General features: G+C 37.9%; 25 protein-coding genes. 16 read left to right on the plus strand and 9 right to left on the minus strand.

Annotated elements, in window-relative coordinates:
• Window positions 1–16: 16 nt before the first annotated feature.
• The 4 genes from VCM39_RS15810 (at window position 17) to VCM39_RS15825 (ending at window position 7,026) form a co-directional block, all read left to right on the plus strand.
• Window positions 17–925, plus strand: coding sequence for a DUF5655 domain-containing protein (locus VCM39_RS15810; protein ID WP_221648640.1), 909 nt, complete (start codon window positions 17–19; stop codon window positions 923–925).
• A 108-nt stretch (window positions 926–1,033) separates the two neighbouring features.
• Window positions 1,034–2,986 carry an MrcB family domain-containing protein gene (locus VCM39_RS15815; protein WP_322932871.1) on the plus strand — a complete coding sequence of 651 codons (1,953 nt, stop codon included), beginning with the start codon at window positions 1,034–1,036 and terminating at the stop codon, window positions 2,984–2,986.
• A gap of 14 nt (window positions 2,987–3,000) precedes the next feature.
• The gene (locus VCM39_RS15820) at window positions 3,001–5,229 is read left to right on the plus strand and encodes a restriction endonuclease-like protein (protein WP_221648642.1); all 2,229 of its coding nucleotides are present in this window, start codon (window positions 3,001–3,003) and stop codon (window positions 5,227–5,229) included.
• 51 nt (window positions 5,230–5,280) lie between these two features.
• Window positions 5,281–7,026 carry an SWIM zinc finger family protein gene (locus VCM39_RS15825; protein WP_322932870.1) on the plus strand — a complete coding sequence of 582 codons (1,746 nt, stop codon included), beginning with the start codon at window positions 5,281–5,283 and terminating at the stop codon, window positions 7,024–7,026.
• 35 nt (window positions 7,027–7,061) lie between these two features.
• Here the strand turns inward: VCM39_RS15825 and VCM39_RS15830 are convergent, their stop codons facing one another.
• A complete protein-coding gene (locus VCM39_RS15830; RefSeq protein ID WP_221648644.1) occupies window positions 7,062–7,844 on the minus strand; it encodes a GNAT family N-acetyltransferase in 783 nt (260 codons plus the stop codon).
• A 124-nt stretch (window positions 7,845–7,968) separates the two neighbouring features.
• On the opposite strand from VCM39_RS15830, the gene rlmF reads away from it, so the two are divergent.
• Window positions 7,969–8,859, plus strand: a complete 891-nt coding sequence (gene rlmF / locus VCM39_RS15835) for a 23S rRNA (adenine(1618)-N(6))-methyltransferase RlmF (RefSeq protein ID WP_221648645.1) — start codon at window positions 7,969–7,971, stop codon at window positions 8,857–8,859.
• 313 nt (window positions 8,860–9,172) lie between these two features.
• On the opposite strand, the gene VCM39_RS15840 is transcribed toward rlmF, so the two are convergent.
• Entirely contained in the window at window positions 9,173–10,096 is a 924-nt protein-coding gene (locus tag VCM39_RS15840) for a DMT family transporter (RefSeq protein ID WP_322932869.1), read from the minus strand.
• 130 nt (window positions 10,097–10,226) lie between these two features.
• On the opposite strand from VCM39_RS15840, the gene VCM39_RS15845 reads away from it, so the two are divergent.
• The 7 genes from VCM39_RS15845 to VCM39_RS15875 all read left to right on the plus strand — a co-directional run bounded on the left by VCM39_RS15845 (window position 10,227) and on the right by VCM39_RS15875 (window position 14,421).
• Window positions 10,227–10,478: a nitrous oxide-stimulated promoter family protein gene (locus tag VCM39_RS15845; protein WP_413544844.1), complete on the plus strand. Its 252-nt coding sequence runs from the start codon at window positions 10,227–10,229 to the stop codon at window positions 10,476–10,478.
• Between the two features lie 65 nt (window positions 10,479–10,543).
• Window positions 10,544–11,674: an AAA family ATPase gene (locus VCM39_RS15850; protein WP_322932868.1), complete on the plus strand. Its 1,131-nt coding sequence runs from the start codon at window positions 10,544–10,546 to the stop codon at window positions 11,672–11,674.
• A gap of 40 nt (window positions 11,675–11,714) precedes the next feature.
• Entirely contained in the window at window positions 11,715–12,119 is a 405-nt protein-coding gene (locus VCM39_RS15855) for an FKBP-type peptidyl-prolyl cis-trans isomerase (protein ID WP_289293294.1), read from the plus strand.
• Between the two features lie 416 nt (window positions 12,120–12,535).
• Window positions 12,536–13,267 (plus strand): SDR family NAD(P)-dependent oxidoreductase, encoded by a 732-nt coding sequence (locus VCM39_RS15860; RefSeq protein ID WP_221648650.1) that lies wholly within the window; start codon window positions 12,536–12,538, stop codon window positions 13,265–13,267.
• Between the two features lie 20 nt (window positions 13,268–13,287).
• On the plus strand, window positions 13,288–13,566 hold the full coding sequence (locus tag VCM39_RS15865) for a zinc ribbon domain-containing protein (protein ID WP_221648651.1): 279 nt from the start codon (window positions 13,288–13,290) through the stop codon (window positions 13,564–13,566).
• A 43-nt stretch (window positions 13,567–13,609) separates the two neighbouring features.
• Window positions 13,610–13,939: a hypothetical protein gene (locus tag VCM39_RS15870; RefSeq protein WP_322932867.1), complete on the plus strand. Its 330-nt coding sequence runs from the start codon at window positions 13,610–13,612 to the stop codon at window positions 13,937–13,939.
• A complete protein-coding gene (locus tag VCM39_RS15875) occupies window positions 13,936–14,421 on the plus strand; it encodes a hypothetical protein (RefSeq protein WP_221648653.1) in 486 nt (161 codons plus the stop codon). The genes VCM39_RS15870 and VCM39_RS15875 overlap by 4 nt, the downstream gene beginning before the upstream one ends.
• Window positions 14,422–14,843: 422 nt before the next feature.
• Here VCM39_RS15875 and VCM39_RS15880 read toward each other — a convergent pair whose 3' ends face one another.
• Window positions 14,844–15,119 (minus strand): GNAT family N-acetyltransferase, encoded by a 276-nt coding sequence (locus VCM39_RS15880; protein WP_221648654.1) that lies wholly within the window; start codon window positions 15,117–15,119, stop codon window positions 14,844–14,846.
• Window positions 15,120–15,122: 3 nt separating this feature from the next.
• Complete coding sequence (locus tag VCM39_RS15885; protein ID WP_221648655.1) at window positions 15,123–16,448, minus strand: TIGR01777 family oxidoreductase; 1,326 nt, start codon at window positions 16,446–16,448, stop codon at window positions 15,123–15,125.
• A 120-nt stretch (window positions 16,449–16,568) separates the two neighbouring features.
• Between VCM39_RS15885 and VCM39_RS15890 the strand changes: the two genes are divergently transcribed.
• The 3 genes from VCM39_RS15890 (at window position 16,569) to VCM39_RS15900 (ending at window position 19,445) form a co-directional block, all read left to right on the plus strand.
• Window positions 16,569–17,423, plus strand: coding sequence for an endonuclease VIII (locus VCM39_RS15890; protein WP_289293297.1), 855 nt, complete (start codon window positions 16,569–16,571; stop codon window positions 17,421–17,423).
• A gap of 91 nt (window positions 17,424–17,514) precedes the next feature.
• Entirely contained in the window at window positions 17,515–18,492 is a 978-nt protein-coding gene (locus VCM39_RS15895) for a lytic transglycosylase domain-containing protein (protein WP_221648657.1), read from the plus strand.
• Window positions 18,493–18,551: 59 nt separating this feature from the next.
• Complete coding sequence (locus VCM39_RS15900) at window positions 18,552–19,445, plus strand: ion transporter (protein WP_221648658.1); 894 nt, start codon at window positions 18,552–18,554, stop codon at window positions 19,443–19,445.
• On the opposite strand, the gene VCM39_RS15905 is transcribed toward VCM39_RS15900, so the two are convergent.
• Together VCM39_RS15905 and VCM39_RS15910 are read right to left on the minus strand one after the other, a co-directional pair.
• Entirely contained in the window at window positions 19,408–19,839 is a 432-nt protein-coding gene (locus VCM39_RS15905; RefSeq protein ID WP_221648659.1) for a DUF2809 domain-containing protein, read from the minus strand. The two genes, VCM39_RS15900 and VCM39_RS15905, sit on opposite strands and share 38 nt — an antisense overlap.
• Before the next feature lie 44 nt (window positions 19,840–19,883).
• Window positions 19,884–20,699, minus strand: coding sequence for a DUF4261 domain-containing protein (locus VCM39_RS15910; protein ID WP_289293298.1), 816 nt, complete (start codon window positions 20,697–20,699; stop codon window positions 19,884–19,886).
• A gap of 277 nt (window positions 20,700–20,976) precedes the next feature.
• On the opposite strand from VCM39_RS15910, the gene VCM39_RS15915 reads away from it, so the two are divergent.
• On the plus strand, window positions 20,977–21,645 hold the full coding sequence (locus tag VCM39_RS15915) for an MgtC/SapB family protein (protein ID WP_195351169.1): 669 nt from the start codon (window positions 20,977–20,979) through the stop codon (window positions 21,643–21,645).
• 2 nt (window positions 21,646–21,647) lie between these two features.
• On the opposite strand, the gene VCM39_RS15920 is transcribed toward VCM39_RS15915, so the two are convergent.
• Genes VCM39_RS15920 through VCM39_RS15930 form a run of 3 tightly spaced genes read right to left on the minus strand, consistent with a single transcriptional unit; the run spans window position 21,648 to window position 24,600 of the window.
• Window positions 21,648–22,421, minus strand: coding sequence for a TIGR03915 family putative DNA repair protein (locus tag VCM39_RS15920; RefSeq protein WP_221648661.1), 774 nt, complete (start codon window positions 22,419–22,421; stop codon window positions 21,648–21,650).
• A gap of 20 nt (window positions 22,422–22,441) precedes the next feature.
• Window positions 22,442–23,704, minus strand: a complete 1,263-nt coding sequence (locus VCM39_RS15925; protein WP_221648662.1) for a putative DNA modification/repair radical SAM protein — start codon at window positions 23,702–23,704, stop codon at window positions 22,442–22,444.
• A gap of 2 nt (window positions 23,705–23,706) precedes the next feature.
• Window positions 23,707–24,600: a helix-turn-helix transcriptional regulator gene (locus tag VCM39_RS15930; protein WP_221648663.1), complete on the minus strand. Its 894-nt coding sequence runs from the start codon at window positions 24,598–24,600 to the stop codon at window positions 23,707–23,709.
• Window positions 24,601–24,686: the final 86 nt, after the last annotated feature.

The following is a 24,686-nucleotide window of genomic DNA, read 5'->3' on the forward strand; positions in this document are numbered from 1 at the left end:
AAAATAGGATAAAGCTATGCCTTTATATAAAAACACCTCTACACAGTTATCCAATCTAAAAGAAAAACCTTTCAAATTGGAGCGTGAAATACAGCGATTATTTGAAAATAATCTATCTGCCATCATGGGACTTGAATTAGTAAAATCGGAATTTACGATCAAGAATAAACGTATTGATACGTTGGGATTTGATCCGCAGAGTAAGGGGTTTGTCATCATTGAGTACAAGCGAGAACGAAATAGTAGTGTTTTTGACCAAGGGCTTACTTATTTAAGTTTAATGCTCGCCAATAAAGCTGATTTTATACTAGAATATAACGAGAATAAACAAAGGAGTCTAAAAAGAACGGATGTGGATTGGTCGCAATCGCGCGTAGCATTTGTTACGCCAAGCTTTACTGAAAATCAAAAAGAGGCTGTAAACTTCAAAGACTTGGCTATCGAACTTTGGGAGATAAAACGATATGAAGGTGAACTCATTTTTATCAATCCCATCCACAAAACAAATGCTACAGAGAGTATCATGCCAATTTTACAAAGAAGCCCAAAGTATCAACAGATCTCTAATGAAATAAAAGCGTACACTGAAACAGAACATCTACAAGGAAAATCGGACCACATTGTAGAACTATATGAGAAATATAAAAACGCAATCCTTAATCTCTCAACAGATATTGAGGTAAAGCCACAGAAACTTTATGTTGCTTTTAAAAAGAACAATAGTAATTTTTGTGATATAGAAGTACAAAAGAATAGTTTGAAAATATTTATCAACATGAGCAAAGGCAAACTTGATGATAGTAAATCATTGGCGCATGATGTATCTACTGTAGGGCACTGGGGAAATGGAGACTATATGATAAAAATAGAGAGTGATGTGAATCTGGAATATATAATGAGTTTAGTAAAACAAGCCATTGTATAAAATAAGAAAATAACACACAGTACAATAATGAATAAGAGTTAGTTCTCCAAAAGTATGTCTGTTATTACTAAGATTATTACGTAAATTAAGGTCAACAATAAAAGAGCTATGGATTTCGACAAAGTCACCAAAGAAGCAGTAATACATGCTATATCAGATATTGATAAAAATGGCATTCCTAAAAATGCAAATTCATCTACGTACGACGTCCTATATGATAATAAAAGATATCCTCTCAAACTGATAATGGAATATGCATATAAACATTCTACGGGGACACAAATCAGCAGAAAAGATTTTGAAGGTGGAAATAAAACTATTTGTTTCAATAGGTTAAGAGAATTAGGATTTACCATTGTTTCTAAAAAAAATGACTTTAATTTCTATGACACCCTAATCAAGTTTATAGAACAGTCTAAGACCAATAACTTAAAGACTCAAGGTTACAGAAATGAGATAGAAGATTTGTCTATTGCAATCAGTTTTGGAAAAGGGAATATTGCCCGGATACCATGGATTTCATTTTTATATGATGGACAAACAACTAGCCATGGAATTTACCCTGTATATCTTTATTATAAAGAATATGATATACTTATTTTAGCATATGGTTTAAGTGAAACTATTCCACCAGAAATTAATTGGAGTTTCGATACACCACCTGAAACTATTTCTGACTTTTTCCAGAAAAAAGGAATTAAACCTAAACGTTATGGAAGTTCCTATATATTCAAGAGTTATAATATTAATGATTTAGATCCAACAATTATTAATGAAGACTTATTGGGAATCATACAATTCTATAAAAAACAAATGATTATACAGACAGAAACACCTAATACTAAAATGCAAAAGATTAATCTTCAGACCCACATAGACTATCATTCTATTCCAACTCACTTACGGCAATATATCACCGCTATCAAATCGAAGCCTTTTGTTCTACTTGCTGGAATCTCAGGTACAGGCAAATCTCGCATCATTAGACAATTGGCCTATGCAACTAGCAACGAAGATCCCGAAAAGACACAAAAACCGTTTAATTATGAAATTATATCAGTACGTCCTAACTGGCATGATTCCTGCGAACTATTAGGATATGTGACACGCGTATCTGGTCATCCTGAATATATAGTAACCGATTTTTTGAGATTTATAGCAAAAGCTTGGTTCTATGAGGAAACTCCCTTTTTTCTCTGTCTAGATGAAATGAATCTTGCCCCTGTAGAACAATATTTTGCTGAGTACTTAAGTGTGATAGAAAGTAGAAAATTAAGAGATAACAAAATAGTAACAGACACCTTAATTCCCCCTTTGATCACTTGGGATAAAACTGACCAGAAAACAAATGTATCAGATCAAATATTGAAGGAACTATTTCATAACTTCTGGACTAACGAAGGATGGAACGATTCTGCTGTAGCTACTAAAATAGAGAAACTGAAAAAACAATTTAAAGAACAGGGTATTTCGATTCCTCAAAACTTGATTGTGATGGGAACTGTTAATATGGATGAAACGACTTATAGCTTTAGCCGCAAAGTACTAGATCGTGCCATGACTATTGAAATGAATAATGTAGATTTAAAAAGTGGTCTCAGTAGAACAAAGGATACTATAATTCCTATCCCTGCAAAAGCATTTTTACCCGAAGCTGTTGAAGGATATGATGTATATGAAAATAATATAGAAGTATGCGATTCGATCATCGAATATCTCAAACAAATAAATAAGAAATTAGAAGAAAGTCCATTCCAAATAGCTTATCGCACACGCAATGAATTTCTGCTCTATATATTGGCTAACCTACCTTATCAAGGAACAAACACACAGGAACAGTGTATCGCTCGTGCACTTGATGAAATTACTTGTATGAAAATACTAAGTCGTATCGAAGGAGATAAGAACAAGATAGGTACAATACTTGATGATTTATACGATATCATACAAAAACAAATTGAAAAAGGAGGAATCAAACCAGAAGATTCTATCTCCTTGAAAAAGATAAAGAGAATGAAAAACAAGCTAGAAATGGCTTATTATTGCGATTTCTGGAGTTAATCTCTAAATACAAAATGGAAGAACTGCTTAGATTAGATCATCCCGACTATGAACTAATGGTTTATTGTCCTTCTTATAATAAAACATATAAGAAAGCACAGACTTGCATGCGAGTAGGACAAAATGATGAGGCACTTTACTCTATATATAAATGGGATAATAATGCCTCTTTGCAAATTAATGGAGAGCAGTTGAAGCAAGAGAAAAAATACCGTTCTATCTTTTTTGAAAATACTGATTATCAATTTTGGATAAGTTTTAAAAAGAAAGAAGTTGAAGATGCTTGGATTAATACTCCCTTAAAAAGTATTCAGGACAACTTTATGTTTAATCAGAATAATCGAGTACTTTTTGGACACCTAAACTATGGCAATGATATCGGTAAAGCAGAAATCAATATAGATTATAAACTAAAGAATGGGAAAATAAAACATTCACAACTCTGTTATGATGTTCTTTCCATTAAACTAAACTATCATAAAGATCTAAAGAAGATTATAAACGATATTGAAAAAGAATATCGAATGCTATCTATCGACTTTTTAAAGAAAACATATCATACTTTCGGAGTTGATAATACAGGAGAAACTCCAGATATTATTTGGTGGAATCTATTTAAAGATATTCAACATAACTTCATACAGGCAGTAAAAAGTATCATTGATAAGCCAAGGAATCAACTTGTACAACGAGAACTTTATTTAAGAGCTGATCAATTAAAACATCTAAGTCCACAACATGAAATGCAATTGGCAGAGCATCGCCAAAATCGAACCCATCTATATCGTACCGAAGTACCTTCAATTAGTATAAATACAGTAGAAAACCGTTTTCTGAAATATTGCGTAAACGTCATCTTAGAAAAATTCTCTGATTTAAAAAATAGAATTATTAAGGGATACAAGCAATTATCAGAAAAATATATTGCTAGTCTGAATGATCAAGAACATGAACTAAAGAGATTGGCTCATCATCCTTTATTTAGAACAGTAGGTGAATTTCATGGATTTACACAAGAGTCATTAGTTTTAAAGCAAGCTACTGGTTATTCTGAAGTTTATCATGATTGGATATTGCTTAGTTGTGGATATGATTTAAAAGAGGGAGCAAACAGTCTAGAACTAAAAGATATAGCCAAACTATATGAGATATGGTGTTTCATTGAACTTAAAAATATAGTCAAAGAATTACTTGGAAATGAGGTAGAAACCAATTATTCAAAAAAGCCAGAAAAGAAATTCATCACTCAACTAGGAAAGGGAGAATTATCAAAGGTAATATTTTCCAAGCATAATATTGAATTAGCCGAAATTTGCTATAATCCCAAAAACAATATTGAGAATCAAGATCAACAAGTAACTATCATTCCACATACTGCATCGTATACTGTATCTCAGCAACCAGATATTATACTGCAACTTACTAGACGTGATATAAAACAAGGTATAAAATTAACTTACCTATTTGATGCCAAATACAGAATAGAAAACACTAAAAATAATGTGGACACTCCACCAGACGATGCTATCAATCAATTACATCGCTATAGAGACGCTATTTTTTATAAGGATACAACTACAAATCAACTAAAAAAAGAAGTCATTGGAGGATATATTCTTTTCCCTGGAAATGGAGAAGATAGTGCTGTTGAAAAAATGAATTTTTATAAATCCATTGAAAAAGTAAATATAGGTGCATTTCCTTTACGCCCACAAGATAATGAGAGTAAAGAACTACTAAGAAAGTTTCTCAAAAAATTAATTTGGGAATGTCCAACCTATCAGATTCTAGAACAGACTTTTTCTCATAAAGAGATGATGTTAACTTTTAGTAAACCCGGAAGTATTTTATTAGTACCCATTTCTAAGGGACACTCCTATTTCAAAGATTTTAAAGAACGAAATACAGAAATACATTATTATTTTGGAAAGATCAAGATGGGAGGTGTTTATGAACATTTGAATTTTCAGAAATATGATTATTTTGTCCCAATAATCGAGGGAAAAATTAGAGACATGTATCGGATTGAATACGCATCTATAAGACATCGCAATGACATCCCAGGTATCAAAACAAAAGAAAATGTAAGTCCTACAGATTTTAGAGTTTACATGAAACTGACCTCTCCATCCTATTTAACAGGAGTGAAGCAGTTCGTTCCTATCCGATACTCCAATATTGATTATAAACTTTTCTTCAAAGAATATGATTCAATAACAGAGGTTATCAAAGAAATCTTATAGATTCAATCAAATAACAGAGCGATACGCTCTCAACTTAAAATTAGAATTATTATGATGACACTATCCAATTTTGAGAACTTTGTACCTCCACATATATGGATGCGAGGAGAGGAATACTTTGAAAGTGGTACAGTTACCGAACTGGAAGAAACAGAACCGGGTGAATGGATTGCGCAAGTAGAAGGAACGAAGGATTATGAAGTAGAGGTTTCTATAGAAGGCAAAGAATTTGTATATTGGGATTGTGATTGTCCGTATGATGGTGATATTTGCAAGCATGTAGTAGCCGTAATATTAGCAATTCGTGAAAACAAATCCAAAGAAAAACGTTTCCTGTCTGCTAAAGAAGTAAAGATCATGGAGAAACAAAAGAAAATATCGAAAGACACTAACGTAAAAGACATATTATCTTTCATTTCACCGAAGCAATTATCTAACTTCATATTGGAATATGCTTCCGGACATCCTGAATGCAAACAGGCGTTAATAGAAAAATTTCTCCCTGCACGGAACACAACGAATAAAACAAGTCTGGATTACCGGACAGAAATACAACAATGTTTCAACGTACCTTATAGAGAAACCGAAAATAGATACGGAAGATATCACGGACCAGAGACTGATTGGAACAAAGTGTCCTGTTACCTGGACGGTTATCTGAAAAAAGCAGAATTACTATGTGAACGACATAATTTTGCGGATGCTGCTTCAATTGCTTTGCAAATTTTACAATCTATTGGTGAAAACTATATAGAACAAGAATTACTGTATCATGACGGAATGGCTATTATTAATTTCTGTGACAGTTCAGGAAAAATACTAATGAATATAATCAAACACTCTGATGCATCCGCTACATTAAAAAAAGAAATTCTGAAGGAAGTCAGACTAATAGAAAAATTATCAGCTTACAGGGAGTATGACATTTATGATATAGAACAATTACTGGAACTGATAACATTAGAGACACAAACGAAAGAGGAGGCTTTATCATATGTGAATCAATTAATTGAAGAAAGAAAAGACAGTTGGGAACTTTATAAACTAATTGAACGTAAAGTCGATATTTTACGTGCACTGCATCGTGAAGAAGAGGCACAAGCCACCATAAAGTTTTATCTCTACCTACCGGAAATCAGGAAACAGGAAGTAGAACGCTACATTGAAAACCAACAATATGATGAAACGATAAAAACACTGAATGAGGGAATACAAATAGCGCAAAAGAAAGGAGAGTTGGGAACGATAAAAGAATGGCTGGAATATAAACTGTCGATTTACGAGCAGACAGAAAATATTCCAGACCTTATAGATGCATGTAAAGAGCTGTTTATATTAGAAAACGGTGATCTTGCCTATTATCGCAAACTGAAAAAGTACGTGGCAAAAGAAAAATGGAAAACATTTTTAAATGCAATGATGAAGCAAACGAAATTCATCAAATATTATTTTGGGGGACAATGTAATGAAGCAGATATCTACGCAGAAGAAGAAGATTATGAAAGTCTGCTAAATTTGTTGTCCGACACATCCCACAGATCAATAGAGGCATTGCTCCATTATGCCCACCATCTGACAGAAATCTACTCCGGTGAAATTCTGCAACTTCTCCATAAAAGTATTTGCAAATATGCAGAAGAGAATGTAGGCAGAAACCATTATGAATACATTGCCCGAATTCTGAAAGAAACGATAAAACTGAAAGGTGGTAAAGCACTGGTACAGGAGATTGTTGAAGAATTCAGAGTTACCTATAAACGACGCCCAAGTATGATGGAAGTTTTAAGAAACTTCTGAGAAGGAATTTGTCCATCGCAAATAAAGAGACACAATCATCCAGGTTGTGTCTCTATCTTTATTACTTTATCAAACCGCTTATCAATACACGCACTCAGATCGGTCGTGACAAACTTCCCATTATAAAAAAGAGAAAATATTGTGGCCGGTGTAGGAGCTGTCTGTGCTTGTTCCAGAGTTTGTAACTTCACTATTTTCAATGGGATTCCCTTACTTTCAGCTACGTTTACCAAGGAATTACGAACATGATATTCCGCAAACGGACAACGATTGGTATAATAAACGACTACCCCATCTTTATCCTCACATTCTCCGGTTGACACACACACTTTAAACGAAGGGTTCAATGCATCCGGATTTATCTTCAGGACTAAAAGACTAAATCCGTAAGGAAGTTTATCTACAGTCTCAAACCCTTGTTTCAAGAGCCATTTTGTATCACTCATAAAATGAAATTTAGATGTACCGGCTACGGTAACCAGACCATGTTTTCCCTGTTCTTTTGCATCGTCAATGGCCGATTGCAGCAAAGCCTTACCATACCCTTTTCCCTTGTATTGTCCTGACACCCAGAAACAGTTTATCATTAAATAACCGGGAGCATCAACAGGTATCCATGCTTTTTCGGCAGGCACATATTCTATAAACACTTTAGCACGCTCATCAAGGCGTCTGAAAACAAATCCATTATCAAACTCTCTTTTCAACCACTCTTTTTTCAACTCATAACTTTCTTTACATTTTTTATCAGAGAAGGCACAACAAATATGCTCAGTCTCTATGTTTTCCTTTGTTAGAGTAAGATATTTCGTTTCCATATTTATTCTATTTTATTGGTATATGCAAAAATACGCAATTCATAATAACATAGCATCATCCTACTTCGCCAATTTAATAAATTATTCCATAATAATAAAACAGATTCTCCGTATCTTTGCCGCCATGACAGAAAGAAACGAATTACATAAAAGAAACAGGCACAACGGGCAGTATGATTTTTCGAAACTGACAGAAAATTATCCACCGCTCAAGAAGTTTGTTTCACCCAATCCATACGGAACATTAAGTATCAACTTTTTCAATCCGCAGGCAGTAAAGGCTCTTAATAAAGCATTACTAATAAGTTATTACGGAATCCGGTACTGGGATATTCCAAAAGGATATTTATGCCCTCCCATTCCCGGCAGAGCAGACTATATCCATTACATTGCCGATTTACTTAACTCCGGAAATCCATTAGAGGAAGTACCCAAATACAGATGTCTGGATATTGGTGTAGGTGCCAATTGTATTTATCCGATCATTGGTTGTACTGAATATGGATGGACATTTGTCGGTTCGGATATTGATCCTGTCTCAATAGAGAATGCCAGGAAGATTGTTACCTGCAATCCGGTATTAGTCCATAAGATAGAATTACGATTACAAAAGGACAACCGGAGTATTTTCAAAGGAATAATACAACCGGATGAATATTTCGATGTGACCATATGTAATCCCCCGTTTCACAGTTCTAAAGAAGAAGCGGAAGAAGGAACACTACGCAAGCTTAGCAGTTTGAAAGGAAAAAAAGTATCCAAAGCCCAACTAAATTTTGGCGGCAATGCAAATGAACTTTGGTGCAAAGGTGGAGAACTCCGCTTTCTTTTGGATATGATTATCGAAAGCCGGAAATATCAGAGGAACTGTGGCTGGTTCACCAGTTTAGTTTCTAAAGAGAAGAATCTGGACAAACTATATACCCGACTAAAATTAGAAGATGTAGCTGAATACAAAACGATCCGGATGCAGCAAGGAACAAAAAGCAGCAGGATATTGGCGTGGAGATTTTAACAGGGAAGTAACTATATAAAAAAGCTGATTTTCATTAACGTTGTTAACAAGAAAATTAACATTCAGTTTTCTATCGACAAGAGTGTACAGTTTGGTAGCATAAGAGTGTACAATATTATATGATAAAAGTGTACAATTAACACATCCTTTATTGTACACTTTTGCAATGGAGATATGTACGCCTCTCTCCTATTGATTCTCAACTATTTACAAGACAATTATTATACAAGGATTTATCTTCCCCTATACATTCTGACAAAACAAACTTCCTGTTTTATCAACTATAAAGAAACACTCTAAAATCAGCCATTGATTATCGGCGATGTAGCAACTGTATAAACAGATGATTTATCTTCTCCATAACAGATTTACCTACAACAATAAAAGTTACGGCAACAAGAATCATCAGAATCCCCAGCATCAGACGAGGTGTGAGTCGCTCACCAAATATCATTACACCGAAAAAAAGAGCAGTTACCGGTTCGAGTGCCCCCATAATAGCTGTAGAGGTAGAACCAATGCTATGTATTGATATGGCAGTACAGATCAGAGAGATAACCGTAGGCAAAAAAGCCATTGCAAGAATATTCCCCCAGGCCGGAAGAGAAGGAATAGCCTGTAACTCTGTACAAAAGTTGGAACGAACAATATAGATAGAAAGTCCGAAAAGTAAGGCATAAAAAGTTAGCTTAGCTGTAGACATCAGTTTAAGGGTAGAGTGATTGACTCCTACAATATAAACAGCATATGACAACGAAGAGAGAATAACCAGCAGCATACCTATCAAACTAAGAGTTTCGCCACCATCCCCTTTGTAAAGCATACCAATACCCGAAAGTGCCATCAAGATACAAAAGACAGTCAACAGAGATATCCTTTCACGAAAAAACAGAAACATAATGACGGCAACCATCAACGGATAAACAAACAGAATAGTAGAAGCAATGCCCGCATCCATATGCTTGTAACTCATAAACAGAAGCAAAGAAGAGGCGGAAAAGAGTAAACCTCCCACCACCAACGGAAGTATTTCGTTCTTCTTCAAAGCAAATGATTGCCCTTGTATCTTCATCAGGATACCAAGAATAAGGACGGCAAAACCGTAACGATAAAACAATACCGAGTCCACACTCATCCCTTCTTTATATAACGGGAGAGTAAACAACGGATTCATGCCGTATGTAGCTGCCGCCACGGCTCCACAAACAAATCCTTTCGCTTTGCTGTTAATATTCATAGCAATCCTCTTATTTTCGGGGTGCAAAGATACGTATCTTTTAGATATGTTGGTTACATTTGTAGCCATCTAACAAATAATAAATTTGAGTAAGAATCGTATTGACCGGGAGAAACGAATCGTAGAGTTAATGATCCGACTCTATTGCCGGAAAAAAGAAAAGAATAAATACCTTTGCATTCAGTGCGAAGAGTTGTTGCGTTATGCCCATGCAAGACTGGACCATTGTCCGTTCGGAGAGAATAAAAGTTCGTGCAAACAGTGTACCGTACACTGCTATAAGCCTGTTATGCGTGAACGGATGCGACAAGTGATGCGTTTCTCCGGACCAAGAATGCTCCTTTATACACCATGGGAGGCCATAAAACATCTATTTCAATAAGATTATTATTATCTTTGCATTATTACTTTATAATAATTATCTTTGCATAATAAAGAAACAAAGTTATGCCAATCATCAGAAATCCTTTTATTACAAGTGGATATATATCCCCTGCTTACTTTTGCGACCGGAAGAAAGAGAGTGAAATCCTCATCCGGGAAGTAACTAACGGAAACAATATAGCTATTATCTCCACCCGTAGAATGGGAAAAACCGGATTAATCCAACATTGTTTTCAAAATAAAGAGATTCAAAAACACTATTATACATTCTTCATAGATATCTATGCCAGCAAATCCTTACGCGATTTTGTATTCGCTCTCAGCAAAGAGATTCTGGAAGGATTAAAGCCCGCCGGAAAGAAAGCACTACAGGCTTTTTGGGAGAGTGTCAAGTCTTTACAGACAAGCCTGACTTTTGATATTAACGGTACTCCTTCTCTAAACCTCGGATTAGGAGATATACAAGCTCCTCCAACTACGCTTGACGAAATATTTCAGTATCTGAATCGTGCCGAAAAACCCTGTCTTGTTGCCATTGACGAGTTTCAGCAGATAGCCGGATATGCAGAAGACAATATAGAAGCAACGCTGCGCACCTATGTTCAACGTTGTAATAACGCACACTTTATCTTCGCCGGAAGCCAACGGCATGTGATGGGTAACATGTTTCTTACCGCTTCGCGACCGTTTTATCAAAGTGTTTCGATAATGCATCTGGAAAGTATCCCTTTGACAGATTACACATTATTCGCCCAACGGCATTTCAATGAAGCCGGAAAGAGTATTACCAATGAAACCATCGAAACCATCTACCATCAGTTTGACGGTATCACCTGGTACATGCAAAAAGTGCTTCATACCCTCTATGATATGACAGCCCTAGGCACGATCTGTGAAGTAAAAATGGTGAGTGAAGCGATACGTCAAATTATAGATTCATTCAAATATACTTATTCCGAGATACTCTTCCGTTTACCGGAAAAGCAAAAAGAGTTACTCATTGCCATCACTAAAGAAGGAAAAGCCCAGGCAATCACATCGGGAGCATTTATAAAAAAATACAAATTATCTTCGTCAAGCTCCGTACAGTCTGCACTAAAAGGACTATTGGAAAAGGATTTTGTGACACAGGAACTGGGAACTTACCAGATTTATGATCAGTTTTTAGGAATATGGCTAAAAGAAAATTACTAAAGAGTTTTGTTTTTAATGACAGATTAACCAGATATAAATTATGAGTCTTAAACATAAAGAGTATAAAGAAGCAAACGAACGTTTTCTGAAAGAGAATCTCACCGAAGAAGAAGTAATGGAACTTCCCTGCGGAGTGCAGTATAAAATTCTGTTAAAGGGAAATGGCCCCGTGCCAACAGCCAAAAGTACCGTAAAAGTACACTACCGGGGGACCCTCATTGATGGAAAAGTATTTGATGACTCCTTTGCCCGCAAACGCCCTGAAATCTTCCGGGTGAAAGATGTCATTGAAGGTTGGCAGGAAGCACTGAAAGTAATGCCCACCGGTTCGCGTTGGATCATTTATATCCCTTACGAGTTAGGATATGGTACACGGGCCTGTGGAAATATCCCTGCTTACTCAACATTGATTTTTGAAGTAGAACTGCAAGGAGTCAAAGGATAAACCTCTTGCTCCTTGGAAAGATTATCTATTTTTCCAAAATCCCGGATAGAACAGTAACAGTACACTGACTGCTTTTGTTCTCAATACGTATATTCCCTGATAATACTCTACCATAAACAGATAAACATATCAGTATCAATGATATATTTTCTTCATAATGTAAAACAGTTCATCCACCATCCTACCAAAATGAAAAAGAAGCTTTCCAAAATGGGAAAAAGGCCATTTCATTATGATATTATATTCATTTTAGGGAAAGAGATGGATAGGTTACATTAGAAATAAATTTCTATATTTGCATTATTCAGTCCAAAGGTGGATTAAAAAGTCAGACTTTTAATATATCAGACTATTTTTCAAAAGTTTTATCTACCTTTGCTTCTGCCAATCAAAATACTAATCTTACAAACAAGGGAATGAAAAAAGCAATTATCATTGGAGCCACCTCCGGTATCGGACAAGAAGTAGCCAAAGGGTTACTGCTACAAGGATGGAAAGTAGGCGTGGCAGGGAGACGCCACTCTTCGCTGGAAGCATTTCGAACAATTGCGCCAGATAACATAGAAACCGAAGTATTGGATATAACTAAAGATGATGCCACCGAAAAGTTGCACAAACTAATCGAGAAATTGGGAGGTATGGATTTATTTTTACTCAGTTCGGGCATAGGACATCAGAATATGGAATTGAATCCGGACATCGAGCTGCAAACAGTTAGTACTAATGTAGAAGGATTCACGCGAATGGTTACTGCTGCCTTCCAATATTTCCACTTACATAGTGGGGGGCATCTGGCAGTTATCAGTTCCATAGCCGGAACAAAAGGGTTGGGAGTTGCACCTGCTTACTCTGCTACAAAGCGATTTCAAAACACATACATTGATGCCCTTGAACAGCTTGCACACATGCAAAAGCTAAATATTTATTTCACGGATATCCGGCCTGGGTTTGTATCTACCGCCTTATTAAATGACGGTAAGAAATATCCACTGTTAATGAATCCCAGAAAAGTGGCTACTCACATTATACGGGCACTCAATCGTAAGCAACGGGTGGTAGTCGTTGACTGGCGGTATGCCCTTATCGTATTCTTCTGGCGAATGATACCACGCTGGATATGGAAACGATTATCGATAAAAACCAAATAACTTAAATACAAAAACTAATTATGGAACAGAAATTTTGCCAAAGCTGTGGCATGCCACTGAATGACACCGCCGTACTGGGAACAGAAGTAGATGGTAGCAAGAATGAAGAATATTGCTGTTATTGCTATGCTGACGGACACTTCACTACAGATTGTACCATGGACGAGATGATTAATCATTGCGCCCAGTTTGTAGATGAATTCAACAATGACTCTGAAATAAAGATGACGAAAGAAGAAGCAATTGCAAATATGAAACAGTTCTTCCCACAACTGAAGCGTTGGAAAGCAAATAAATAATCGTCATTTATTTCACAATTATAATTTAACTATTGGCAGAGAAGTGAGAACAGTTAATATTGTAAATGAATTTGGAGGAGGAATATATTCTAAAACAGATAATACAATAGTTATAGCTCCAAGTGTAGGTACTGTAAATGTTACATTAGATCAAATGCAATTTGTAAATGGAGGAATAGGGTTTCCAACACAAAATGTCCTGCAAAATACCACTTCTACCTTGTTTCATGAAATCGGAGAACGGAATACATCTAATATCAATTTTAGGGGAGGTGTAATTGATTATGAAAACTATACAAGGAAGGTAATAGGACTTCCTGTTAGACCTTATGATTTAAATCATAGTAAAACGGTGAAAACTAACTATCGATGAAAACCTGTATTTATTTAATAATAATTTGTTTGAGTTTCCCATGTCATTTAAAAGCTCAAACAAATATTGCTGGACATGAAAAATATGACTCTTACAACCAGTACATTTATGTAGATAATTTAGATCAAAGATTAATTCCTGAAATCTTTAATACTACATATTATTCCAAACTAAAAGAAACAGATTATAGAGTTGATTCCCAAAAAATAGATACAATCCAACAAAAAAGGGAAATATATGTGTATACCAAATATGCAAAAGAGGGTTATTTATTTGTAAATAATAAAATTATGGATAAAATCAAAGAGTTGGATTGTTGTTTGAATGGGGTGAAAGTATCGTACATGTATAATGACAAGATTATATCCACAGAAAGCGATGTAAATAGGATTCTTAAATTGAAGCCAAAAAATATGGAAATCTCCGCTATTTTGTACGATAAAAAAATAAAAACTATATCTGTGTATCTTAAATCAAAATAGTTTTAGTAAGATACGGCGTTTTGTAGAAGGAATCTTTTATTTATCCGAACACAAAGGTATATTCCAAGAATAAGACGTCAAGGTTGAAATAAATTTTATCGGAAATCTTTCTTTCTCGTACCTCGAAAGAGTATTTCCAATAAAAGCCTTGCCTTATTTATTCTTTCCATAAGAGAGGTGTTTATCAGATAAAATATATCTGAGATTTCAAAAAAATCACCTACTTTTATCTCCGAGTTATTTGACAGTATAGCACCGCAAAACGCTGAAATACGCACGGCTACTAACTCGTTACCTCTGAATTTCAAATACTCCGCTAAAAGTTTATTCTTCAATTGGTTATGTCAAACCGATAAAAATCTAAAACAAAAGGTGAAGCCAAAGCCTCACCTTATTATTAGAGAGTTAAATAAATGTTATCTTTATACTGCTCCTTTTGCCATCTCCGGATGACGTTGTAACCATGCAACAGCATATGAGCAGGTGGCCTTGGGCTTCAATCCGTTAGCAACGGCATAATCATATGCAGCCTTCACCAGCGCGGCAGCTATCCCTTGTCCTTCCAGTGGACGTGGAACGATTGTATGAATAATATCCAGACCTCCGTTCAACAGACGGTATTGTACAAAAGCTGTACGACCTTCTACTTCAGTCTTAAACAGCTTCTGTTCGGGCTGATGTTCTATTTTATATTCCATAATCTAATCTATTTTAAGTGTACTTTGGTTAATCCATATTAATAAGTTTATATCATATCCTCGCTGTAACGCAACAGTCAACAACCGTTTCTTTACCTCTTCGGGCAATTGAGGTGTCCGGCTTAATATCCACAAATACTTATCGGAACTGCTACCGATGAGAGCGTAGTTGTACCCTTCCTTATCCAGTTCTAATATATAATAATCAGAATAAAACCACAGAAAGAATGAAACTTTAAGTTTTCCGGGATGAGTAATATCAGGTATCTTTGCACGTCCTATAGCACGCTTGTACCTACCTCTGCCATGAGCATCTTGTTTGTATCCGGCATTTTCCACCCGGATACTTCCATCGGGAAGTAGCGTATAAGTAGCTGTCACCTCAGACATCCCACGTTCAAAACGATGATCGTAACGGGCTATTTCATACCAGCGCCCCATATAACGAGGCAAATCAAGTTCATTGACGGTACTATGGTCTATCCCCTGAAACAGCTGTTCCACCACAGCATCACTAAATTTAAATCCTGCTTCCAGTAGTTTTCCGGGACGTACATATTGCCCGGTTATAAGTGAAGTCGCACCTTCGCCATACATCAGTTGCACACATATATGAGGTACAATAATCGTCCCCCAGGCATGGTAGGCTTTGCCCAGTGCACGGGCAAAAGCATATTGCGTAATCTCTTGCGGAGATACAAAATTAAAAGTTCCCCGTAACGCATCATTCTCGATAATAAAAGCCATGGCGCGGCAAAGATCATTAATACTAATCCACGGAAAAGGTTGTGTGCCCGGACCTATAGCAGCAGCCAATTTCATCTTTAAAGGACGCAACATTTGCTCCATAGCTCCTCCGTCCGGAGAGAGGACAACTCCAAAACGGGCTATCACAAGCCGCATTTCCGGGGGACAGCGTTTGGCTTCTTTTTCCCAGGCATAACAAAGATCAGCAAGAAATCCACTCCCCCGCGTATTGGTATATTCATCAAAAGTTCCCTCCAACGGATAATATCCTACGGCAGAAGCCGAAATCATAAGCTGAGGTTTCCGGCGTACTGCTCCCAAAGCACGAATGATGCGATGTGTTACATTGATCCTGCTATCATACAGCTCCCGTTTATACTCTGGTGTCCACCGCCTGCTGATAGGTGCACCGGCCAGGTTAATGACTACGTCACAATGAGACAATGCCTGCACCAGATACCCTAACGTACCCTCCCGGAACATAGGCCGCCCCAAAGGAACTACCCGGTGTCCCTGCTCCGTGAGAAATGCTGTAAGATGCCTGCCAATAAAGCCACTGGCTCCGCTGATTGCTATATTCATGTGACGTAAACTGTTTTTAATGTATAGTACAAAAACGTATTAAAAGCGGGAAAAGTTCTTTGAAGCTCGTAAAATGAGAGTATCTTTGCAGTAATTCATAAATCATAATTCATAAATCCCATGATCGAAGCTCCCGAAGCCCGTTATCTGTCCGAGCAACTGAACCGGACTGTAAGAGGAAAGAAGATTACCGATGTGTTTGCGCAATACACACCCCATAAATTCGCGTGGTTTTATGGCAACCCGGAAGAGTATCCCGAACGACTTGCCGGGAAAACAATTGATGAAATCAATCCCCGTGGCGGAATGATTGAGATAAAAGCCGGAGAGATGTTACTGATTCTTACGGATGGCGTCAACCTGCGTTACTTTGCCCCCGGAGAAAGGCTTCCCGCCAAACACCAGCTACTCATTGGTTTCGAAGACGAGAGTTGCCTGGTAGCTTCTGTACGAATGTATGGTGGTTTGTGGTGTTTTCCCAACGAAGGATTCGATGCTCCTATATCTGCCTATTACGAAGCGGCGAAAAATAAACCGCAGGTGATGTCAGAAGAGTTCAGCAAAGAATATTTCATGGAGCTGATAAACGCCGAAGATGCACAGAAAAAAACGGCAAAAGCTTTTCTGGCTACCGAACAAACCATACCCGGATTAGGCAACGGAGTATTACAGGACATCCTGTACAATGCCCGTATCCACCCTAAAACTAAGATCAACGCTCTGTCTACGGAGAAAAGAGAAAACCTTTACGATAAGGTAAAGTCTACGCTCCACGAGATTTATGAACAAGGAGGACGCAGTACGGAAACAGATATTTTTGGAAAAAACGGAGGATATATACCACATCTGTCTAAAGACACAGCAGGTACCGCCTGCCCCCGTTGCGGAGAAACGATAAAGAAAGAAAACTATCTGGGTGGCAGTATCTACTATTGCAGTGGCTGCCAAGTGAACAATAATGTGCCAATGTGCTAATATGCCAATGTGCCAATTGGCTGCGCAATATTTTACGAAGATATGCCGAATGGTAATTGGCACATTGGCATATTTATTTTAATTATTAATTATGAAGTCAACTCGTATTACTCAAATATTAAGTATCATGCTGGCACTTTGTGCCGGTGCAACCTTGCCTATTCTCATTGGTAGTACACAACTGACAGAACCACACTCTGTGAAGTCTGAAGTACCCTATTGTGTCAGCCCTCCCAGTGTTCCTGAACAGGCTACCTTTGACGGTGAAACAATTGACCTTCGCCGCTATGACCGCCGCGAGCGTATGGATCGTGAAATGATGTCTTTCACCTATATGCACTCCACTACCATGTTAATGTTGAAACGCGCCAACCGCTATTTCCCGATCGTCGAGCCTATCTTAAAAGCCAATGGTATCCCCGATGACTTCAAATACCTCATGGTGATTGAAAGCAGCCTCAACCCCATTGCCCGTTCTCCGTCAGGGGCAGCCGGATTATGGCAATTCATGCCTGCCACCGGACGTGAATTTGGACTGGAGGTGAACGATAACATCGACGAACGTTACAACATCGAAAAAGCAACCATTGCCGCATGCAAGTATTTCAAACAGGCTTATGCCAAATACGGTGACTGGATGGCTGTTTCTGCGGCCTATAATGCAGGGCAGGGACGTATTTCGTCGCAGTTGGACAAGCAACTTGCAGATCATGCCATGGACCTTTGGCTGGTGGAAGAAACTTCCCGATATATGTTCCGTCTACTGGCAGCCAAAGAGATATTCAGCAATCCGCAACGCTTTGGTTTCTTGCTAAAACGGGAACACTTGTATCCACCTATTCCATACAAGAAAGTGACTATCACCAGTGCCATAGACAACCTGGACGAGTATGCCCAAAAGAACGGACTCACCTATGCACAATTGCGTGATGCAAATCCCTGGTTGCGTGAGCATTCACTGAGAAACAAAACAGGTCGTACATACGTTCTACATCTACCCACGCAAGAGGGAATGAACTACAATCCTAAAAAAACAATTCCGCACAATCCCAAATGGGTAATTGATTAACGCTGTGCTTTCCGTACGGGGAAGTGCGGTAAACAATGGAAAGTTTATATTGTTAAATTATGACAGTAAGAGAGCGATTTACACGTTTTTTACATAATAAGCCACTGAAACATAAGTTATATGTTATCATCTTTGAATCGGATACTCCAGCAGGAAAAATGTTCGATGTGGCGCTCATTGTATGTATTGCACTCAGTATTCTATTGGCCATTCTCGAAAGTCTGCAAGGAATTCCTTCCTGGCTTTCAACTCCGTTTATTATATTCGAATATCTGTTTACGGCTTTCTTTACTTTCGAATACGTTACGCGTATTTACTGTTCACCACAACCTAAAAAGTACATTTTCAGTTTCTTCGGTATCATCGACCTATTGGCAACCCTACCACTATATCTTGCCTTTTTCCTGCCGGGAGCACGTTATCTACTGGTTATCCGGGCATTCCGTATTATTCGGGTGTTTCGTATATTCAAGCTTTTCACTTTCTGGATGGAAGGAGAACGATTGCTCACTTCACTCAAAGAGAGCAGTAAGAAAATAGCAGTGTTCTTTCTTTTTGTAGTAATACTTGTGATCTCTATCGGCACACTGATGTATATGATTGAAGGTACTCAGCCGGATACACAATTCAACAATATACCCAATAGCATCTACTGGGCTATTGTCACTATGACCACAGTAGGATATGGAGATATTACTCCGGTTACACCTTTGGGTAAGTTGCTCTCTGCTTGCGTTATGCTGATTGGTTACACTATCATCGCCGTACCAACCGGCATTGTGTCCGTTTCAATGATGAAAGAATATAAGAAGCTGAAAGATATACAATGTCCCAATTGTCATAAAACGGGACACGATGAAAATGCTGTATACTGCAAACATTGCGGATATCCACTTTACAAAGAGAAAAGTACACCTAAAGATACCAGTGAGTCCGGTTCTTATAACCAATGAGCGATTGGGTCTCTCTTCTGTGCCGTACTATCCTACGTTCAATATACTCTATCAGCAAAAGTGCCAGACAACCTATCGCATAACAAAGAATATCTTTCCAATCGAAAGTTGATCCAAGTACAATTCTAGCCAATCCGTTTTCAGATAACCCCATCACATCTGCAAGCTGGAAGAACTGAAGTATTTCAATAAAACAAGCAAATGCAAAAACATATACCGGTAACCAGCGCAAAGACCGGGGAATAAAGATCCGAATAAAACAATAAATCAGTACGACTACCAGAATATCACCCACATAAGGACGAACAAAGGTATCGTGAACATATACGCCAATAATAATTTCTATTATCAGTATCGCGAGAAAACAGAGGGCATAAATAATTCTTTTCTTCATAATCAATCGTGTAAACCCAGCTACACCAATAGCCTGTTTAAATTTTACTCAAGAGCAATTTTCAGACTGAAACCATCTACCGACACTCCTTCCGAACGAGTTATAGCCAGCTTTTGTTCTTCAGACATTCCAATCGTTTCACCATCTCTCAGAGTTACATCACTTTCTAAAATATAATATACTACATCATACAAAAACTCACTTAACTCTTCCGGACTCATTCTACTATCTAATATTTCCAATTCGTCTTTACCAAAGGCAGTCATCCCATACGTATAAATACCCGGCCCCTGTTTTCCTCTTGTAAAACCAAAATAAATCCAGTTCAGAATGGGCAACGTATCCTCTTTCATTACAGTTGACGCTTCTATATAAAACCCTGGCTCAAACACAGTACCCGAAGCGTAAAAACCAATTGCATTCTCCAGCTTCAAACAAGAAGAGGCTCCTTTAACAAACAGTTCCCCCGCTTCAACGACAGGCACATTCCGCCTCAGTACAGCTATACACAGTTGGGCCACATGTGTTTTCGTCACTTCAACAGCTTCCGGCCACAGATAGTTGTTTTCGGCATTATACTCAGCTTCTTTATCGGGAACCGGAGCATCAAAATAGCTAAGACAAAGCATCATATCATCAACCTCAAACACCAGTGCGGATCCTTCTTTAGTAACTTTTCCCCAATCAACATCTTTCCAGTCGACCTTCAGGTTCTTTTTTATTCTTTCAAAATCACACTCTTTGGTATTCAATAAGACAAAACCGACCAAAGTGCCAGTATTTCTACCTTCTTCAGCATCTCCATATTTAACAACCTTCTGCGTCATGGATTCTAAGATGTCTTCTTCTTGTTTGTTCATATGCCTTAATTATAGATTTATATGCCTTAAAGCCCGGTTCAGCATAGAATACATATATTCTCTTTGCGAAGATACTGATTTTAAGTATAACAGATAATCAAATACTATAAAATCTACAGTAAATGACCTCTTTATCACAAAAACTCATCCTGAACTCTAAAATAACACTAAATAAATGACAACGAAAGAGAAAACAGTTGTATCTTTAAGAGCCTGTAAAGATGGTTATACATAAACATCAGAGAGCGTACTTGAAAACAGAAAGGAGAGTAAAAGTATGGCATTAAATTTTGATTTTGTATTAAGATTGTTAGTAGCCGGTATATTGGGTGCCATCATCGGACTGGACAGAGAGTATCGTGCCAAAGAAGCAGGTTATCGTACCCACTTTCTTGTATCGCTGGGCAGCGCTTTGATAATGATTGTTTCTCAATATGGCTTTCAGGATATTATAAAAGAGAGTAGTGTTACTCTGGATCCAAGTCGTGTAGCAGCACAGGTAGTCAGTGGAATTGGTTTTATCGGTGCCGGTACCATTATTTTTCAGAAGCAAATAGTGCGGGGGCTGACCACTGCCGCCGGATTATGGGCTACAGCAGGAATCGGTCTGGCTGTAGGTGCAGGTATGTATGTGATAGGAATTGCTGCAATGTTGCTAACACTCGTCGGGCTCGAAGCACTGAGTTATATATTCAAAAGTGTAGGCATGAAAAGCTCCATGATCACTTTCTCTACAGAAAACAAGAATATACTAAAGTTAATTGCAGATAAGTTCAACTCCAAAGATTACCGGATTGTATCCTATCAGATGGATACCATAGGACACGGAGAAGCATCTCTCTACCAAGTGACAATGGTAATAAAATCGAAACGTAACTATGACGAAGGACATCTGTTGTCACTTATACAGGAATTTCCGGAAGTGACAGTAGAAAGAATAGAGTAAAACTACTTTTGCTTTTCTGTCAGATACTTCCAGTAACGTACCGGCATATCTTGTTTGTGCTTCCTCGGGTTGAGCCGTTCTTTTATCGTAATAGATTTAAAATAAGTTTTCCATAGCTGCTGAAAAAGTTTTTCATCCTTATCCATCAGGCTCTCGTCCAACATACCGGTAATGAGATGGGAAGCACTACTATCATCATCAAAAGTAATCTCTTCTACGGTTTTCAGGTCATAATAAAAACCGTAACGGCGCTTCATATCATAGATCAACCACTTCTGATCGGCAAAACGATCTCTGAAGTGCTCTATGGTAAGTGGTAACGCATTATGCTGAGGTTCAAAAGCAGCAAAAAAAGTACCATCCACAGCCTTCTGAAAACGAACGAACTGAAGCATACGTAGCCGCTCCCAATCTACCTTTTTCCATATTTTTGCAAGTTCCAGTACATCCGGGTCTCCAAAATTAGTTTCAATGGAACGGGGTGCATCAATTGCTTTACGAATATAGCGGAACAGCAACATGTCTACCTCCGGAAGTTCTGAAAGCCAGCACCAGGTAATAGATGACAGAGCAGAAACCGAGAGTTTCTTTTGTAATCCACGCCACACACGTCCGGATTTCTCTTCATCGGTATGTACAGTAAAAGATTCATTATAAAACAGAGGTAAAGTATCTCCTTCGGACAGTAACATATCCGGAAAAGTTTTACGATAATAAGCATCAAAAACAGCTGTCAGTAAACCTTCAAAAGTTTTATCATATATAAATAAATTCATAGGCCGGTTTGTAATCAGAGTTAATCAGAAAAAGTAAATGTCAGTTGATTCTCATCTATCTTCTTCCTGGGTTTGGGAAGCAACAGGCTACGCACAGTATGTGGGGTCATTTCATTGACAGTCTTCATCGGAAGCTCACTACAAGTAATAAAATACTGCGCCTTCTTCATCACTACACCTATCTTTTTAAGCTGATAGAATCCTAACTTTGAATAACGCCGCGAAGCAATAATCAACTTTGCAGACTTTACTCCAATGCCCGGTACACGAAGTATCATTTCATAATCTGCCCTGTTTATGTCTATCGGAAACTGTTCGGGATGACGCAATGCCCACGAAAGCTTCGGATCTATTTCAAGATCAAGATCAGGATAAGCATCATCTACAATTTCATCAACTTTAAACTGATAAAATCGCATTAACCAGTCTGCCTGATACAACCGGTTTTCACGGACAAGAGGTGGTTGTTTCAAAGCCGGCAAACGGGTATCATAGGTATTGACGGAAACATAACCGGAATAATAAACCCGTTTCATGGTGGGACGCTGATACAAAGCAGAAGAGAGGAAGAGAATGTCTTTATCTGTTTCAGCAGTAGCTCCAACTATCATCTGTGTACTCTGCCCCGCTGGGGCAAAACGAGGGGCATACCTGAATTTCTTCCGTTCTTCACTACTTTCCAGTACCCCCTGTTGAATATACAACATAGGAGCAAATACACTCTTATGGTCTTTCTCCGGAGCAAGCAACTTTAAATTCTCTTCTTTAGGTATTTCAACATTCACACTCAAACGATCAGCATAACGTCCGGCTTCAGTCACCAGTTCACGACTGGCTCCGGGGATACTTTTCAAATGGATATATCCATTGAATCGATGCACTTCACGCAGGTCTTTGGCTACCCGTACCAGACGTTCCATCGTATAATCGGGATTGCGTACAACCCCCGAACTAAGAAATAAACCCTCTATATAATTACGGCGATAAAACTCAATGGTCAAGTCAACCAACTCAGAAACAGAAAGAGTAGCACGTGGCAAGTCATTACTACGCCGGTTGATACAATAGGCACAATCATAAATACAATAATTGGTAAGCATTACCTTCAATAAAGAGATGCATCGCCCGTCTTCGGCAAAACTATGGCATATCCCCCACCCTCCTACAGTATTACCAAGCATTCCCGGTTTGTTGGCACGCACTGTTCCACTGGAAGCACAAGACACATCATATTTGGCAGACTCCGCCAATATCCTCAGCTTTTCGAGTACGTTTGCATTCATAATCAGTACAATTTTTGCATCTTTTCTATTTCAGCCTTCATCAAATCACGCAAACTTTGAGGTTCAAGAACCTCCACCGTCGATCCTTTAGACAACAACTCCTGAATAAAATCATAAGTATGCGATATATACATTTCAAAATCAGTATAAGTATCTGTCGTTATTATCTCTTGCTGACTGGGATGCAAAGGTAGGTTACGCAGATAAGGAGCCTGCTCGGCAACAACCCGCAAAACAGTACGTTGCGGTTGTTGTGCCTCATCACGAATGATACCGAAACAATTCTGAAAATAATCCTGTGGAGTGAATTTCCGGGGAAAGCGGAACGTATCATTCCCTGTCCTTACCGACTTAATCCTATCTAAAGAATAAGAACGGAAAGCTTCATACTTCCGGTTGACTCCTATCAGATACCAGCGATGACGGAACAGTTTCAGGAAGTAAGGTTCCAGACAAACCTCTTTCGGTTGCCCCCAGTTATAAGCCTGATACTCCATGTGAAGCACAAACCCTGCCCTCATAGCATCTATTATGACATCCATATATTGCAGTCCCAAAGGAGCCTCCTCAAAAACAATCCGGTTCTTCATATCCACATTTTCCTGCAAAATATTGTTTAATGAAAAGCTGTTGAGCAACCACATTTTGAGCTTATCTCCCAACATTCCCTCGGCATCAGCTATATAATAAGTATTTGTACACTTATCACATTCTATATTAATGTCGAACATCTCTTCGATAGCCTGCCGGTGATTATGAAAAGTACGCAAAGGAATATCCGTACGAGTACTATCTCCTGCCCGCCAGCGACGATTGATCTCAGCAAACGTAATGCGCCCGCTCCGATAGATCGTATCTACCAGCCAGATGAGTTTATTGAATTGTTGCTTAGCCATATCTGCTTTTATTTATATCTGCTGCAAAATTGAAGATAGTTTGTGCCAAAAATAAGCATAATAAAGAGAAGATATAGTGAAATAAC

This window comes from Bacteroides mucinivorans, assembly GCF_034654355.2.
GTDB classification, from domain to species: Bacteria; Bacteroidota; Bacteroidia; order Bacteroidales; family Bacteroidaceae; genus Bacteroides; species Bacteroides nordii.

Bases quoted from the DNA above. Each gene is read 5' to 3' on its own strand.
- rlmF (WP_221648645.1), top strand. From the start codon at position 7,969: ATGACAGAAAGAAACGAATTACATAAAAGAAACAGGCACAACGGGCAG.
- VCM39_RS15880 (WP_221648654.1), bottom strand. From the start codon at position 15,119: ATGGAATATAAAATAGAACATCAGCCCGAACAGAAGCTGTTTAAGACT.
- VCM39_RS15915 (WP_195351169.1), top strand. From the start codon at position 20,977: ATGGCATTAAATTTTGATTTTGTATTAAGATTGTTAGTAGCCGGTATA.
- VCM39_RS15810 (WP_221648640.1), top strand. From the start codon at position 17: ATGCCTTTATATAAAAACACCTCTACACAGTTATCCAATCTAAAAGAA.
- VCM39_RS15875 (WP_221648653.1), top strand. From the start codon at position 13,936: ATGAAAACCTGTATTTATTTAATAATAATTTGTTTGAGTTTCCCATGT.
- VCM39_RS15895 (WP_221648657.1), top strand. From the start codon at position 17,515: ATGAAGTCAACTCGTATTACTCAAATATTAAGTATCATGCTGGCACTT.
- VCM39_RS15885 (WP_221648655.1), bottom strand. From the start codon at position 16,448: ATGAATATAGCAATCAGCGGAGCCAGTGGCTTTATTGGCAGGCATCTT.
- VCM39_RS15860 (WP_221648650.1), top strand. From the start codon at position 12,536: ATGAAAAAAGCAATTATCATTGGAGCCACCTCCGGTATCGGACAAGAA.
- VCM39_RS15925 (WP_221648662.1), bottom strand. From the start codon at position 23,704: ATGAATGCAAACGTACTCGAAAAGCTGAGGATATTGGCGGAGTCTGCC.
- VCM39_RS15825 (WP_322932870.1), top strand. From the start codon at position 5,281: ATGATGACACTATCCAATTTTGAGAACTTTGTACCTCCACATATATGG.
- VCM39_RS15840 (WP_322932869.1), bottom strand. From the start codon at position 10,096: ATGAATATTAACAGCAAAGCGAAAGGATTTGTTTGTGGAGCCGTGGCG.
- VCM39_RS15930 (WP_221648663.1), bottom strand. From the start codon at position 24,600: ATGGCTAAGCAACAATTCAATAAACTCATCTGGCTGGTAGATACGATC.
- VCM39_RS15865 (WP_221648651.1), top strand. From the start codon at position 13,288: ATGGAACAGAAATTTTGCCAAAGCTGTGGCATGCCACTGAATGACACC.
- VCM39_RS15855 (WP_289293294.1), top strand. From the start codon at position 11,715: ATGAGTCTTAAACATAAAGAGTATAAAGAAGCAAACGAACGTTTTCTG.
- VCM39_RS15850 (WP_322932868.1), top strand. From the start codon at position 10,544: ATGCCAATCATCAGAAATCCTTTTATTACAAGTGGATATATATCCCCT.
- VCM39_RS15820 (WP_221648642.1), top strand. From the start codon at position 3,001: ATGGAAGAACTGCTTAGATTAGATCATCCCGACTATGAACTAATGGTT.
- VCM39_RS15830 (WP_221648644.1), bottom strand. From the start codon at position 7,844: ATGGAAACGAAATATCTTACTCTAACAAAGGAAAACATAGAGACTGAG.
- VCM39_RS15845 (WP_413544844.1), top strand. From the start codon at position 10,227: ATGATCCGACTCTATTGCCGGAAAAAAGAAAAGAATAAATACCTTTGC.
- VCM39_RS15920 (WP_221648661.1), bottom strand. From the start codon at position 22,421: ATGAATTTATTTATATATGATAAAACTTTTGAAGGTTTACTGACAGCT.
- VCM39_RS15905 (WP_221648659.1), bottom strand. From the start codon at position 19,839: ATGAAGAAAAGAATTATTTATGCCCTCTGTTTTCTCGCGATACTGATA.
- VCM39_RS15900 (WP_221648658.1), top strand. From the start codon at position 18,552: ATGACAGTAAGAGAGCGATTTACACGTTTTTTACATAATAAGCCACTG.
- VCM39_RS15890 (WP_289293297.1), top strand. From the start codon at position 16,569: ATGATCGAAGCTCCCGAAGCCCGTTATCTGTCCGAGCAACTGAACCGG.
- VCM39_RS15910 (WP_289293298.1), bottom strand. From the start codon at position 20,699: ATGAACAAACAAGAAGAAGACATCTTAGAATCCATGACGCAGAAGGTT.
- VCM39_RS15815 (WP_322932871.1), top strand. From the start codon at position 1,034: ATGGATTTCGACAAAGTCACCAAAGAAGCAGTAATACATGCTATATCA.